We start from the raw sequence: 13,434 nt of genomic DNA, 5'->3' as shown, positions 1-13,434 counted from the left end.
CATGTCGGACCGGCAGATACTCCAGGCCATGTCCGGCCTGATGGCGGGCATGTTCGTGTCCATCCTGGCCGGAACCGTGGTCGCCAACGCCCTGCCCCGGATCATGGCCGACCTCGGCGCCAGCCAGTCCTCGTACACCTGGGTCGTCACCGCCGAACTGCTCGCCATGACCGCGACGGTGCCGCTGTGGGGCAAGCTGGCCGACCTCTACAACCAGAAACTGCTCCTGCAGATCTCCCTCGGTCTGTTCGTGGTCGGCTCGCTGCTGGCCGGGTTCTCCCACGACGTCGACCTGCTGATCTTCAGCCGCGTCGTCCAGGGCATCGGCGCGGGCGGACTGACCGCCCTCGCCCAGGTCGTGATGGCGGCGATCATCCCGCCCCGCAGGCTCGGCAAGTACGCCGGAATGTTCGGTGCCGTCTTCGCCGTCGGCACCGTCGCGGGACCCCTCATCGGCGGCGTCCTCGTCGACACCTCCTGGCTCGGCTGGCGCTGGTGCTTCTTCATCGGCGTCCCCTTCGCGCTCTTCGCCATCGCGCTGCTCCAGCGCACCCTGAAGCTGCCCGAGGTCCGCAACCGCGAGGTGAAGATCGACTACCTGGGCGCCTTCCTCCTCGTCGCGGGTGTCTGCGCGCTCCTCGTCTGGGTCACCCTCGCGGGCAACAGCTTCGACTGGGCCTCCTGGCAGACCGCGGCCCTGACCGGCGGCGGAACGGTCCTCCTCGCCGCCGCCGTGTTCGTCGAGTCCCGGGTGTCCGAGCCGATCATCCCGCTCGGCATCTTCCGCAACCGCACGGTGACGCTCACCACCGTCGCCAGCTTCTTCGTCGGTCTCGCCATGTTCGGCGGCACCGTCTTCCTCTCCCAGTACTTCCAGATCTCGCTCGGCAAGTCCCCGACGGTCGCGGGCCTGATGAGCCTGCCCATGATCCTCGGCCTGCTGGTCTCCTCCACCGTCGCCGGACAGCTCATCAGCAGGACCGGCCGCTGGAAGGTCTACCTCGTCACCGGCGGCATCCTGATGACCGCCGGTCTCGGTCTCCTCGCCACGATCGGCGCCGACACCCACTTCGGCCTGCTCAGCTGCTACATGGCGATCATGGGCGTCGGCGTCGGCATGCTGATGCAGAACCTGGTCCTCGCCGCGCAGAACGACGTGCCCGCCGCCGAACTCGGCGCGGCCACCTCCGTCCTCTCCTTCTTCCGCAGCCTCGGCGGCACCATCGGCACCAGCGTCCTCGGCGCGATCCTCGCCGGCCGCGTCGCCGCTGAGATGAGCGAGGGCCTCCAGGAGGCGGGCGTCCCCGCCGCCCCGGGCGCGGCCGGGCACGGCGCGATGCCGGACATGACGACCCTGCCCGCGCCGATCCGGGAGATCGTCGAGCACGCCTACGGCGTCGCCACCGGCGAACTCTTCCTCGTCGCCACCCCCTTCGCGCTCCTGGCGGTGATCGCGGTCCTGTTCGTCAAGGAGAAGCCGCTGAAGACCACCAGCGGCATGGAACGCCTCGCCGAGGAGTCCGGCGCGGCCGGGCACGCGGACCCGGCCGAGGCATTCCCGGCGAAGGCGGGAGCCCCGGCCGCGCCCGCCGAGAAGAGCTGAGCACCCGGGCGGCACATGTCCGTTCACGGCCCGCGGCCTCTCCCACAGCAGACGTGGGGGAGGCCGCGGCCATGCCCGCGCCACCCGGACCATCGGTGTGCGCCGCTCTCTATCCCGGAACGTTGTCCTCTTCACGAGGGACAGCCCGCGACGGCGACTGTCAGCGAGGGACCCGCTCGGGCGCCGGGCCCACGGCCACGCTCGGCAGAGAGGTCGGCAGTGTGGCGGGCTCGCTCGTCAGCCGCGTGGGAGCGGTTGGTCCGGGCCAGGGGCCGGACCGGTCGACGCCAGTTCGAGGGCGGAGGGGTCCGGACAGTTCGGCCTCGTGAGGACCGGCACGGTCCCGATCGTGACCTCGGCGGTGAGACAGGTGCCGTGGTCCTGTTCTATGACGGCCTTCAGCACGCCGTGGCGCAGCGGTGTGACGGAGACCCAGGCCGGAGTGTCCAGTTCCACCCAGCCTTCGAAGGACACGGACATGCCCGTCACCATGGTGTTCGAGGCGGGGGAGGCCACTTGGGCGGCCTGGCGCAGGGCTTCGAGGAGGAGCATTCCGGGAGCGTGGTCGACCGGGTGGTCGAACAGGACGGTGTGGTCCAGGTCCACGCGCAACTGCCAGCGGTCGGCGCGTCCGGTACCGGCGAGCACCACGTTCTCGGACCGCCAGTGCCCGACGCTCGCGGGCGGCAGGGGAGGCAGTGGCGGCACGGCCCGGCGGCGCACTTCGGCGAGGTCGTGCTCGCCGCGTAATCGGCGGTAGACGGCGGGGGAGTGGTTGGTGAAGCGGGTGCTGGCGCTCCCGACCCGGCGTCCGTTCAGCCGGACGTCCGCGTGCATGGTCATCGAGACCAGGCAGCCCCTCCGGAGCCGGACGTCGTCGCACGTGATGTCCAGGACCACATCGGCCTGGGCCTGCGAGAGCAGCATGGCCCCCGGTTCGACCTCGAAACGGAAGTCGTCCCAGACCAGATGGCTGCCGAAGGGCACGCCGTACGCGGCATGGGACAGCAGGGGGAACGTCTGACGCACCGTCTCGACGAAGAGCAGGGGGTCGAAGCGCTGGTTGCGGGGCCGGTAGAAGGTGTGGCAGCGGGGCCACCGGGCGTGGACGGTGTGCCGGTCGCCGCCGTGCGTGGCCCAACCGGTGAGGAGCACCTCGGTGGACGCGCGCTTGTGGACGAGTTCCCGGGGAACCTTCCCGGCGATCCGCGATCTGTCGTGTCCTGAACCTTGAACACCTGAGCCTTGAACATGGGACATGCCAGCGCTTTCCCCCTGGATCGATGGCCTGCGTGGCGGCGGTCCGGCTAACATAAAGTACGTTATCTATGTCTGTCGAGGAGTGATGCAGAGTGTCATCTGTCAAGGCGGAGCGGGCCACTCGGACGCGGCAGAAGGTCCTGCTGGCGGCGGCCGAGGTCTTCGACGAGGCCGGATACGAGCGGGCGGCGGTGACCCAGATCGTCGAGCGGGCGGGGCTCACCCTCGGCGCGCTCTACTTCCACTTCGGCTCGAAGCAGGGGCTGGCCGAAGCCCTGATGAACGCTCAGCCGACGACGATAGAGCCCCACCTCGAATCGACCGGACTCCAGCGCCTGGTGGACATCACCCTGGTGTGGGCGGACCGCATGAAGCGCGATCCGATCCTGCGCGCGGGAGTCCGGCTGGCCATAGAGCAGGGCAGCCACGGCATGAACGACGCCACCTCCTTCGAGGAGTGGCGGGCACTCATGTGCGGCCATCTCGACGAGGCTCGATGTAACGGCGAACTCCGCGAGGGCACTTGTCCTGAGCGGCTGGCCCGCTTCGTCGTCGGCGCCTGCACCGGTATGCAGGTCTACTCGAATCTCGCCACCAAGCGCGCCGACCTCACCGAGCGGGTCTGCGACATGTGGGATCTGCTGTTGCCCAGTGTCGCCTCCGAGTCGGTGGTGCGTGACATCCATGTCGGCCCCACGCGCATTCCCGCCCCGAGACCGTGACAGCGCCCGCGCCCCGGCGCATCGTCCTCACCGGGGCCACGGGGCAGATAGCCCCGCTGGTGGCCCGTCACCTGACGTCCCGTCACCGGGTCGTCCTCACAAGCCGTACGCCGTGGCGCGGGGCGCCACGCCCCGGTGTCACACACGTCACCTGTGACTACGACGTCTACGAGAGCCTCGTCGACGTGTTCCGGGGCGCCGACGCCCTCTTCGTCGTGACCAACGACCCCACCCGCCCCGAACACGACCGGAACGTGGTGCGAGCGGCCGTCGAGGCATCGGTGGGGCACCTCGTCAAACTCTCCGCGGCGGCGGTGCTCGACAGCGCGGCCCACGACCTGATCACCGAGTGGCAGCGCGCCAACGAGGAGCGCGTCAAGGAGAGCGGCATCCCCTGGACCATGGTCCAGCCGCGCTCCTTCATGTCCCACGCCCTGGGCTGGGCGCCGGGCATCCGCAGCAGCGGCATCACCCACGCGTTACACCCTCACAGCCGCAACGCGTGCGTCGCGCCCGAGGACATCGCGGAGGTGTCCGCCCTGCTCCTGGGCGACACCGGCCACCACTTCCGGTCGTACCAGCTCACCGGTCCCCAACCGCTCTCGGCCCACGAACAGTCGGCAGTGCTGTCCCGCGTGCTGGGACGTCCCCTCCGCTGCCGGGAGCTCACCCCCGAGGAAGCGCACACGCGCTACACGCGCCGGTACTCACCGGCGATGGCCGACGCCCTGATCGCGAGCGCCGGACGGCAGCTCGCCGGTGCCAAGGCGCAGACCACGGACACCGTCGAGCGACTCACCGGAAGGCCCGCCACCACCTTCGCCCAATGGGCGGCCGGCCACCGGGACCGCTTCGCGTGAGACCCGTGGGGGCCGGAACGCCGAAGCCGCGTGCGACACCTGTCGGCGCGTGCCCCGGCCGTGCCCCCGGCCGTGCTCCCGGCCGTGCTCCCGGCCGTGCTCCCGGCGGGCCGAGGGCCGGGAACCAGCGCGCTCGCCGACCGCGTTCCTCCAGGGTGCCGATCTTCCGATCCGGTCGTACCCGAAGAAGGACGAGACATGATGGACACCTCAGCCGGCCCCCCGTCAGCACAGGGGCTGTTGCACGGCAAGACGGTCATGATCACCGGAGCGAGCAGCGGGATCGGGGCCGCGTCGGCGGAGCTCTTCGCGCGGGAGGGGGCCCGCGTGGTCCTGACGGCCCGCCGCGAGGACCGGTTGCGGGAAGTCGTGGCCAGGATCGAGGCGGCGGGTGGGCGGGCCGTCGCCGTGGTGGCCGACGTGACCCGCGCCGAGGACATGCGCGCCGCCGTACGGACGGCGGTCGGGACCTTCGGCGGTCTCGACGCCGCCTTCAACAACGCGGGATGGACCTCCACGGGTACCCCGATGCATCTGATGCGCGACGACGAGTACGACCGCATCATGGACGTCAACGCCCGGGGCGTATGGAACGCGATGCGGGCACAGATCCCCGTGATGCTCGAACACGGTGGTTCGATCGTGAACACGTCGAGCGTCGCCGGAGTCCGCGCGACCGGGGCCTCGTCCCCCTACATCGCGGCCAAGCACGCCGTCATCGGCCTGAGCAGGGCCGCTGCCGACGAGTACGTACGCCACCGCATCCGTGTCAACGCGCTCGCCGTCGGCAGCACCCGGACCGAGCTGATGGACCAGGTGCTCTCCGACACGCCCGCGCTCTTCGCACCCTTCACCGAGCGTGCCATCCAGCAGCGCCTGGCCGACCCCGTCGAGATCGCGCAGACGGCCGCCTGGCTCTGCTCGGACCGCTCGTCGTTCACCACGGGTGCCGTCATCCCCGTCGACGGAGGATGGACCGCCCGGTAACCCCACCGCACCAGCGGACTTGCCCAGAACGTTTCGGGTTTCCCTCGTTCTCGTGCTCATCACCCGATGCTCACCGTATGGTCGGACCGCCCGTCGAGCCGCCGCCGCGGGACCGCGCCGCCCGCGGCCGCGGGCAGTAACCCTGGGGACGGTACGTGAGGGACCTGACTGGCCTCGTCTCGACAAGCGGCAGCCGAGGCGTGGTGGGGGACCGGGAGAGACCTGACCGCTTCGGCGGACCCGCGCCCCGGCACGGGTCCGGCACGGGGCCGAAGCCGATCGGACCCGGCGCGCGATCCGGCTTCCCCCGCCACGGGGGACCGGACGTCGCGGCCGGTGCCGGGTGTCCTCCCACCCGCCCCGGCCCGCCCCCACCGCCCGGGGCGACCGCACGGCCCCCGCGGACACGCCACCCGGCCGGGCGGGATCGTCGGCGCGCACGAAGTGACCGTCCGGTGGATCGGCACCCGCCTTCCGCCATCACGCCAGAGTCGCGGCGGCCCCATGGCGGCGCCGGGGCCCGTGCCACCTTGGAGTAGACATTCGGAGAGCGCTTGATGAAGGGCGACGGCCTCATCTCCGTGGCCCCGGCGGGGCGCGGCCCGCTACCGCCCCTCCGCCTCACGGGGGCGGTCGGGTCCGGTGCGCCGCCCCGCCCCGCGACGCACGGCATCAGACAGCGCTCCCCGATCCGGCCCGGCCACCGAGGGAACCCGATGCGGCCCGAGCGGCCCACCCGGATTCCGATTCCGGCAGGTCGGCCCGTGCCCTCATTGTCGTCGCGATCCCCGAGGCCCCATCATGAAGAACAGCGAACGAGCCGCCAGCACCCGTGCGAACCTCGTCCTGGCGGCAGCACACCACTTCGACCAGCACGGCTACGACGGTACGACGCTCAACAGCGTCTGCGCGGAGGCCAACGTCACGCTCGGGGCCCTCACCTTCCACTTCCGCTGCAAGGCGATCTTGGCGTCGGAAGTGGTGGACGAGGGCATGGGCGAGCTGCGACGCGTCAGCACCGCCCGCGCCGACACCGCCGGACCCCTGCCCGAACTCTCCCTCCTGGTGCTCCGGGTGGCGACGGCCCTGCGGGACAGCGCCCTCACCCGGGCCGCCGTACGCCTGGTCCAGGAGGGGCAGGTCGCCTCCGGCTGGCTCGCCGTCTTCCGCGCGGACGTCCTGAGACTCCTCGAAAGGGCCTCCGCCACCGGTGCCCTGGCCGCCGGGGTACGGCTGACCACCGCCGTGCGCCTCATCATGTACGTGGTGGAGGGCGCCGCGACGGAGGCCCGGAGGGCCGCTGCCGAAGGGGTCTCGACGGACTGCGACTTCGCCGAGATCTGGCGCGTCGCACTCGGCGGTCTGGCCGCGGACCCGGGCTGAGGACACGGCCGTCGCCGGTCGTCCGGTCGCGTCACCCGGGGCGTACGAGCCACTCGAAGCGGCCGCCCCCCGTGGGACCGGGCGGAGTGCCGCGCACGACCGGCGTGCCCGTCACTCAGTCACAGAGCCCGTCGCCGTGGGGGAAAGAGGGGTCACGGACTTCGTCGCCGTCCGGGAGGGGGCGGCCACGGAGCCGGGAGTACGCGAAGGCGGCGGACACCAGCGTGGTGTGGTGGTGCCATCCCGGGTACGACCGGCCCTCGAAGTCCTGAAGCCCGAAGTCTCCGTTCAGTGTGTCGACCACGTTCGCGGCCAGCCTCGGCTGGCGCATCAGGGGCAGCAGCTCGGGCAGCCGCCGGTCGACCATGTTCGTCAGCCACGTCCGGGTCGAGCCGCACGGCCGACGCCGGACGAGCAACCGCAGCCGGACGTGTCCCGACGCCGGGCCGGGGAGGGACACCGGGAGGGAGAGGACGTGCTGCCGGTCCTCTCCGGTGACGGTCGGGCCCATGAGGACCTGCCGGACGGTGAGCGTCGGCCAGTTGGTGGACGGAATGGCCCCGGGCAGGACGCGCACGGTGTCGGGGACCTCCACCACGAAGGGCTGCTCGCTCCGCACCAACTGGGAGAGGAACGCTTCGCGGTCCGGTAACCACGACAGTTCGGCCGTGACGGGGGCATGTGCGCCAGGATGCCACAGGGGCGCTCGCCCGAGGAGTTCCGAGGCCTGTGACCACAGCGGCCCACTGATGTCCTCCGGTACCCGGGCCTTGGACCGCCGTGCCCTCGTCCACCCACGCGGGATGTACAGGTGCCAGTCGACGGGCAGCGGCCCGTGCTCGCCCGTGGCCAGGACGACCAGGCCGAGCTGACCGTTCGACAGCCGGCCCAGCAGGGGGTCGAACCTGCGGTGGACTCCGGCGGAGTGGTCGCCGCGCTTCGGGATGAAGGCGGGGGCCAGGGTCCAGGACGTCACGGCCGCGCCGGTCCGCGCGACCCGGCGGAGCAGCGCCTGACGTGTCGCCGTCCAGTCCCAGGGGCTGGCGTTCACGAACTGGTGCAGCGCCTGCGATGCCGTCGGGGAGGCGCTGACGGATTCCGCGAGCCGCCGCGGCGACTTCTTCCCTGGTGTCCGCAGCAGTGCCTCGACATAGAGGTGTGCCCATTTGCGCTGGTCGGCCCTGGGGAGACAGCCGAAGAGGGTGTCGGTGAAGCCCGCGAAGCCGGTGAGGGGTGGGAGTCGGGTGGTGTGTGGGGTTGGGGTGGGTGTGGGGTTGTGCAGCAGTGTCATCGGGCGTTCCCTCCCGTGTGATGTACCGCTGTCCCCGTGTGGTGTGCTGGTGGTTCGGTCTCCGGGGACGGGGGATTCCCCGGAGGCCCAGCAGAGCCAAGCATAAAGAGCGCTATTTATGTTCGGCTAGGAGGGGTGGGCCACGGGGCGACTTTGCCAAGTCCGTCCGTGTGTCCTCGGGTTGGGGGCGGTGGTGACGGTGTGGTGCCCGGCTTCTGTCGCGTACGGGAGGGGACCGGCGTTCCGTGGAGCCCGTGAGGTGAAGCCCCTGAGTGCGGCGCTGTGCGGCCGTGTGGCCGTGTGGCTGGCCCGGTCGGGCCGGTCGTGCCGGGCTTGGAGGCCGAGGGGGCGACCCTTCGGGCGGGGCGTGACGGGGTAGGGCTGCGTTCCGTTTCCTCTCGCCGCTGCCGCTGCCGCTGCCGCTGCCGCTGCCGCTGCCGCTGCCGCTGCCGCTGCCGCTGCCGATTGCGGGTGGGTGGGTGGAGCCGTCTTGTCTGCCGCGCCGGATGGGCGGAGATGTCCTGTGGGTGCCGCGGGGTGGGTGCCGTATGGCTCCTTCCGGTCGGGTCGGTGGCCGAAACCGATAGGCCTCACCCCATGGTGATTCGGGCCGGGCTGCTGGGGCTGGGGGTGCGTGAGGGGCTCACGGGAGGCGGTCGACGCCTTCGGTGCGCTCGGGGTTCTCCGTTCGTAGCCGCCGGTCCAAGGCCCTTGGTCGTCTGTCGTGATGGTGCGCGTACGCCCGGTCGGTCGTGGTCGACCGCTCGTGGCGCCGGGGTGGTTCGCGCCGACGAAGTTGGTCAAGTCGTGACACGCCTGTCGCCGCCCCAAGCATAAATAGCGCTCTTTATGCTTGGCTCTGCTGGGCCTCCGGGGAATCCCCCGTCCCCGGAGACCGAACCACCAGCACACCACACGGGGACAGCGGTACATCACACGGGAGGGAACGCCCGATGACACTGCTGCACAACCCCACACCCACCCCAGCCCCACACACCACCCGACTCCCACCCCTCACCAACACCCCCCTCACCTGGCCGCGCGGGGTGGAGCGGCACGCCGGGGCGAACCCGTGCAACGAGGCGCCGCCACACAACGAGGTGCCGGGCACGCCGGACGGCGGGCACTGACCGTCTCCTCGCCCTCGCCCCCGCGCCCCGCCCCGTAGTCGATGGCCGGAGCCCGCCCGTCTCCCGTGACGCGGTGGACGGGAAGTCGCCGTCCGTCCGAGCGACGGCCGGGCCGTACGCCGCCGTCCGAGGATCCCCGCGATCGCGGACCGGCCGCCCGGCATGCCTCCTGCCCAGCGCATCGCACGGTCGGGCCCCGCCCGAAGCGTCCGCCCGGCGGTGCCGGGCGTGACCTCCCGTCCCTCCTCCGCACCGTGTGGAGGAGGGACGTCATCGCGTCCCCACCCCGGCGTGATCACTTCCTCTGCGTCACCTGCACGGCACCCCCCACGAGCCGGAGACCACGTCGACCGGAGCCGTCGGCGCGTCTCCCGGCACCTGTGACCTCAACCTGCGGAAGACCGGACAGAAAGTAGACCTGCGGTGCCTTTAGATCGTGCGGACACCCCACCCCCCACCCGCCTGGCGGACCGGCTGAAGGCGACAGTTCAGGATCTTGGGAACACGAGGGGGGACGAGTGTCCCGGAGTCGACCTGGTGGCGCTCTCCTCCCTGGTGGCCGCCGACTCGCCTCGCCTGGGCGGGACGAGCCCGGATCACGTGGAGGTCCTCGCGCAGGGTGACATCCAGCCGATCCTGGTCCACCGGGACACCCGTCGCGTGGTCGACGGGATGCACCGGCTCCAGGCCGCGAGGCTCCAGGGAGAGGAGACGATCCCGGTCCGCTACCTGGACGGACCGGCCAGCGAGGTCTTCCTGCACTCCGTGGCGGCCAACGTCAGCCACGGTCTTCCGCTGACGCTGGCGGACAGGAGGGCGGCGACCAGGCGCATCCTCGCCTCCCATCCGGATCTGTCGGACCGGGCGATCGCCCGCATCACCCGGCTGTCCCCCAAGACCGTGGGCGCCGTCCGGCGGACTTCGACTGAGGAAGTTCCTCAGTCGAAGGTCCGGGTCGGCGAGGACGGCCGCACCCGTCCGCTCGACGCGGCGCAACGCCGGGAGGCCGCCCGCGCGTTCCTCGCCGAACATCCCGGCGCGACGCTCCACGAGACCGCCGCGAGCGCGGGAGTGTCGGTCAGCACCGCGTGCGAGGTCCGGCAGCGGATGCGGCGCGACGAGGAGGGCTCACCACCACGACCGGCTGCCGCGCGCGAGGTCCGGGACCGCGACACGGCGGGCGGCGGCGGGAATCCGGCGGGCGACGCGTGCGCGGAGCGCGGTCGCGCGCGGCGGGCCGAGACCCTGGCGAAGGACCCGTCCCTCAGGCTCACAGAGTCGGGGCGCGCACTGCTGCGCTGGCTGAACGAACGCGCGCCGGACCTCGAAGTGGGGCGGCGGCTGATGGCCGCGGTGCCGCCGCACTGCGCCGTGGCCGTCGCGGACCTGGCCAACTCCTACGCCCTCGAATGGCAGCGGTTCGCCACCGCTCTGGACCGGGCCGTGGACGACGTGACCGAGTAGCGGAGCGCCGCACGGGACCGGGACGCCGTAGACGGTGACGCCACGGCTTCCGACGGGCACGACCGCATGCCCGCGGTGTGCCCGCGCCCTGCTCGGGCCAGGCCGCTTTCCCGGCGCGACGGCCCGTCCGCACCCTTGCTCGCACCGGGGAACCACCTCCCGGTGCGAGGCCCGCCCATGCCCCGCCCAACTCCTCGGAACCGCTTTCCGATTCCCTCCGATCAACGGTTCGGAGGGAGTTCCGAGCCCTTTTCTTGACGGCATGGGCGGGCCCCTGAATTATGAAATGGCGCTCGGTGATGAGCCGAACTGGATCCGGCAGGAAAATCACCGAAGGGCGCTTGTGCAAGGCTCTTGTACCGGGCATGAGAATGCCGAACGGCAGGAGGAAATGCTTTCCGATCGTCAAGGGGATGACCAGGCGGCGTCATCGAGGCAGCCGAGCTGTTCGACCTGACGCCAGAAAGGACTGGAGTACAGGATGGACCGAGCGGGAGTTCGAGTGGAGAAGACCATGGCCGACGCCGGGACGAGCGCGGACGTGGCTGTGGTCGGAGCGGGCCCGGCCGGCCTGTACGCCGCCTACTGCGCGGGCTTCCGAGGGCTTTCCAGCGTGCTGGTCGACGTGCTGCCGGAGCCGGGCGGCCAGATCGCGGCCCTGTACCCGGAGAAGAAGATCTACGACATCGCGGGGCGCCCCGCCGTGCGGGGCCGGGAGCTGGTGGACGACCTCGTCGCCCAGGTGGCACCGTTCCAGCCCCGCTACCTGCTCGGCAGGACGGCGGTCTCCCTGACCCCTGACCAGGTCAGGGGCTGGATCATCGAGTTGGAGGACGGCACGAGGGTGCGGGCGGGGGCCGTCGTGGTCGCGGCGGGCCTGGGCCGCTCGGTCCCCCGCACCCTGCCCTGCCTCGGGCCCTATCAAGGGCGCGGCGTGGCGCACCACGTGCCACGGCTCGACGAGCACCGGGGCCGCGACGTGATGATCGTGGGCGGCGGCGACAGCGCGGTTGACTGGGCCCTCGCCCTCGCGCCGATCGCACGGTCCGTCACCGTCGTCCACCGGCGCTCGGCCTTCCGCGCCCATGAGCACGGCGTCAAGCAGATGTACGCGACCGGCATTCGGGTCCTGACCGATGCGCGGGTGACCGCCTGCCACGGTTCCGAAAGCCTCGAAGAAGTGAGCGTCCATACCGGTGCGGAGGAATTCGTACTTCCCGTACAGGCTCTTGTCGCGGCCCTGGGATTCATCACCAACGTGGGCCCGATCGCCGATTGGGGACTCCGGATGGAAAATCGCCAGATCATGGTGGACACGGCGATGCGGACGAATCTGCCGGGAGTTTACGCGGTCGGCGACATCTGTTCCTATGAGGGCCGCGTCCCGCTCATCTCGGTGGGCTTCGGAGAAGCGGCGACCGCGGCCAACCACGCGGCGGTCGAACTCCGCCCCGGCTCCCGTCTCGCGCCGGAGCACTCCACCGACACGGACGGCGCACTGACGTCATGACCATGAAAAAGCTGACGATCCTTCCCTCGGGCACCGAGATCCTGCTGCCCCCGGGCTCCCTCCTCACCGAAGTCGAGTACGAGACCTCCCAGCGGCTCATCCCGTTCGGATGCCGCTCGGGATCGTGCGGCGCGTGCGTCATCGAGGTGCTGGAGGGCTTCGGCAACCTCGGTGAACCCGACCACGACGAACTCGACTTCCTGGAAGACCTCGGCCGGACCGGCGGCTCCCACCGACTCGCCTGCCAGTGCCGACTGCGGGGCGACGCGACCGTTCGCGTCACCGACGCCCCCTGAGAACCGCTCGCACCGAACGTCCGAGCGTCCCAACAGAAAGGTTGACCATGCCGAACCGCGTGACCAACGCCGGTTACGGGGACCGCACCCGGTTCCTCAGCTCGACCGCCTCGGCGCAGCTCCGCGCCGAGATCGACGAGCAGCTCGACCAGCAGGTCCTCGAGTGGTACGCCAACGTTCCCGAGGCCGCACACCTCGAGGGCAGGAACGTCGACTCCGAGTACTACAAGCGGAACCTGATCGAGACCGCCTGGCGCATCCGGCTGCTGCGCGTCTCCGAGGCCAAGGCGCTGGTGGAGATAGCCAAGCGCAGCCCCGAGGCGGCGCAGGTCTGGGCCAACTACGAGCAGGAGGAGATGCTCCACGACGAACTCTTCATCACCGACCTGGAGAAGGTCGGTGTCACGCGCGAGCAGTTCCTGGCCACCGAGCCCTACCTGTCGACCAAGCTCCTCACCGGCTACTTCTCCTACCTCCTGGACCACGAGGGCCCCCTCGGCGTCGTCGCGTACTCCTACCTCGTCGAGTACGTGAACGTGAAGCTGGAGCCCAGGAAGCTGGAGGCGCTGAAGCAGTCGGTCGGCGAGGGCAACATCGGCGGCCAGATCAACCACTCGCACACCGACATCAACGACGACCACCCCGGCGAGGTCTGGGCCGCCGTCCGGCACCTGCTGCGCAGCGACGAGGACATCGCCTCGTTCAAGCGGTACCTCCGCGAGCACCAGACGATCCTGGCGCAGTACTTCGAGGAGCTGTACCTGGACACCGTCGCCAAGGCCGAACAGCAGCCGGCCTGATCCCTGTTCCAGCGGGGGGGGGGGGGGGGCGCGCCCCGCCCCCCCCCCCCCCCGGGGCGGGCCGCGTGTGGTCACGAAAACCCAGCCCGGTGGGGCGGCGCCGCCCCCCCCCGGGGGCCGGGCAGGGG

At 71.1% G+C, this 13,434-nt stretch carries 12 protein-coding genes; 10 read left to right on the top strand and 2 right to left on the bottom strand.

What is annotated here, in order from left to right:
• Position 1 precedes the first annotated feature (1 nt).
• Positions 2–1,603, top strand: a complete 1,602-nt coding sequence (locus ACIRQY_RS18000; RefSeq protein ID WP_403926938.1) for an MDR family MFS transporter — start codon at positions 2–4, stop codon at positions 1,601–1,603.
• A 237-nt stretch (positions 1,604–1,840) separates the two neighbouring features.
• Here ACIRQY_RS18000 and ACIRQY_RS17995 read toward each other — a convergent pair whose 3' ends face one another.
• Positions 1,841–2,863 (bottom strand): ScbA/BarX family gamma-butyrolactone biosynthesis protein, encoded by a 1,023-nt coding sequence (locus ACIRQY_RS17995; RefSeq protein ID WP_403926627.1) that lies wholly within the window; start codon positions 2,861–2,863, stop codon positions 1,841–1,843.
• Between the two features lie 92 nt (positions 2,864–2,955).
• On the opposite strand from ACIRQY_RS17995, the gene ACIRQY_RS17990 reads away from it, so the two are divergent.
• The 4 genes from ACIRQY_RS17990 (at position 2,956) to ACIRQY_RS17975 (ending at position 6,815) form a co-directional block, all read left to right on the top strand.
• On the top strand, positions 2,956–3,585 hold the full coding sequence (locus ACIRQY_RS17990; RefSeq protein ID WP_351795486.1) for a ScbR family autoregulator-binding transcription factor: 630 nt from the start codon (positions 2,956–2,958) through the stop codon (positions 3,583–3,585).
• Positions 3,582–4,445: an NAD(P)H-binding protein gene (locus tag ACIRQY_RS17985; RefSeq protein ID WP_403926623.1), complete on the top strand. Its 864-nt coding sequence runs from the start codon at positions 3,582–3,584 to the stop codon at positions 4,443–4,445. Before ACIRQY_RS17990 ends, ACIRQY_RS17985 begins: the two co-directional genes overlap by 4 nt.
• A 198-nt stretch (positions 4,446–4,643) precedes the next feature.
• On the top strand, positions 4,644–5,432 hold the full coding sequence (locus tag ACIRQY_RS17980) for an SDR family NAD(P)-dependent oxidoreductase (RefSeq protein WP_403926620.1): 789 nt from the start codon (positions 4,644–4,646) through the stop codon (positions 5,430–5,432).
• Positions 5,433–6,233: 801 nt separating this feature from the next.
• On the top strand, positions 6,234–6,815 hold the full coding sequence (locus ACIRQY_RS17975) for a TetR family transcriptional regulator (RefSeq protein ID WP_403926618.1): 582 nt from the start codon (positions 6,234–6,236) through the stop codon (positions 6,813–6,815).
• A gap of 115 nt (positions 6,816–6,930) precedes the next feature.
• Here the strand turns inward: ACIRQY_RS17975 and ACIRQY_RS17970 are convergent, their stop codons facing one another.
• The gene (locus tag ACIRQY_RS17970; RefSeq protein ID WP_403926615.1) at positions 6,931–8,106 is read right to left on the bottom strand and encodes a transposase; all 1,176 of its coding nucleotides are present in this window, start codon (positions 8,104–8,106) and stop codon (positions 6,931–6,933) included.
• 953 nt (positions 8,107–9,059) lie between these two features.
• On the opposite strand from ACIRQY_RS17970, the gene ACIRQY_RS17965 reads away from it, so the two are divergent.
• The 5 genes from ACIRQY_RS17965 to ACIRQY_RS17945 all read left to right on the top strand — a co-directional run bounded on the left by ACIRQY_RS17965 (position 9,060) and on the right by ACIRQY_RS17945 (position 13,306).
• Positions 9,060–9,236, top strand: coding sequence for a hypothetical protein (locus ACIRQY_RS17965; protein WP_403926612.1), 177 nt, complete (start codon positions 9,060–9,062; stop codon positions 9,234–9,236).
• Between the two features lie 537 nt (positions 9,237–9,773).
• The gene (locus tag ACIRQY_RS17960; RefSeq protein WP_403926609.1) at positions 9,774–10,700 is read left to right on the top strand and encodes a ParB/RepB/Spo0J family partition protein; all 927 of its coding nucleotides are present in this window, start codon (positions 9,774–9,776) and stop codon (positions 10,698–10,700) included.
• A gap of 502 nt (positions 10,701–11,202) precedes the next feature.
• The gene (locus ACIRQY_RS17955; RefSeq protein WP_403926606.1) at positions 11,203–12,210 is read left to right on the top strand and encodes an NAD(P)/FAD-dependent oxidoreductase; all 1,008 of its coding nucleotides are present in this window, start codon (positions 11,203–11,205) and stop codon (positions 12,208–12,210) included.
• Positions 12,207–12,506, top strand: coding sequence for a 2Fe-2S iron-sulfur cluster-binding protein (locus ACIRQY_RS17950; RefSeq protein WP_351795465.1), 300 nt, complete (start codon positions 12,207–12,209; stop codon positions 12,504–12,506). The genes ACIRQY_RS17955 and ACIRQY_RS17950 overlap by 4 nt, the downstream gene beginning before the upstream one ends.
• A gap of 47 nt (positions 12,507–12,553) precedes the next feature.
• Entirely contained in the window at positions 12,554–13,306 is a 753-nt protein-coding gene (locus tag ACIRQY_RS17945) for a hypothetical protein (RefSeq protein WP_351795463.1), read from the top strand.
• Positions 13,307–13,434: the final 128 nt, after the last annotated feature.

The organism is Streptomyces sp. NPDC101490 (assembly GCF_044767145.1).
Classification (GTDB): Bacteria; Actinomycetota; Actinomycetes; order Streptomycetales; family Streptomycetaceae; genus Streptomyces.
Note: the sequence above shows the minus strand (reverse complement) of the source record. Positions and strands in the feature narration are given on the sequence as shown.

Excerpts from the sequence above, each read along its gene's own strand:
- ACIRQY_RS18000 (WP_403926938.1), top strand. The coding sequence starts at position 2 with ATGTCGGACCGGCAGATACTCCAGGCCATGTCCGGCCTGATGGCGGGC.
- ACIRQY_RS17995 (WP_403926627.1), bottom strand. The coding sequence starts at position 2,863 with ATGTCCCATGTTCAAGGCTCAGGTGTTCAAGGTTCAGGACACGACAGA.
- ACIRQY_RS17980 (WP_403926620.1), top strand. The coding sequence starts at position 4,644 with ATGATGGACACCTCAGCCGGCCCCCCGTCAGCACAGGGGCTGTTGCAC.
- ACIRQY_RS17975 (WP_403926618.1), top strand. The coding sequence starts at position 6,234 with ATGAAGAACAGCGAACGAGCCGCCAGCACCCGTGCGAACCTCGTCCTG.
- ACIRQY_RS17970 (WP_403926615.1), bottom strand. The coding sequence starts at position 8,106 with ATGACACTGCTGCACAACCCCACACCCACCCCAACCCCACACACCACC.
- ACIRQY_RS17965 (WP_403926612.1), top strand. The coding sequence starts at position 9,060 with ATGACACTGCTGCACAACCCCACACCCACCCCAGCCCCACACACCACC.
- ACIRQY_RS17950 (WP_351795465.1), top strand. The coding sequence starts at position 12,207 with ATGACCATGAAAAAGCTGACGATCCTTCCCTCGGGCACCGAGATCCTG.
- ACIRQY_RS17945 (WP_351795463.1), top strand. The coding sequence starts at position 12,554 with ATGCCGAACCGCGTGACCAACGCCGGTTACGGGGACCGCACCCGGTTC.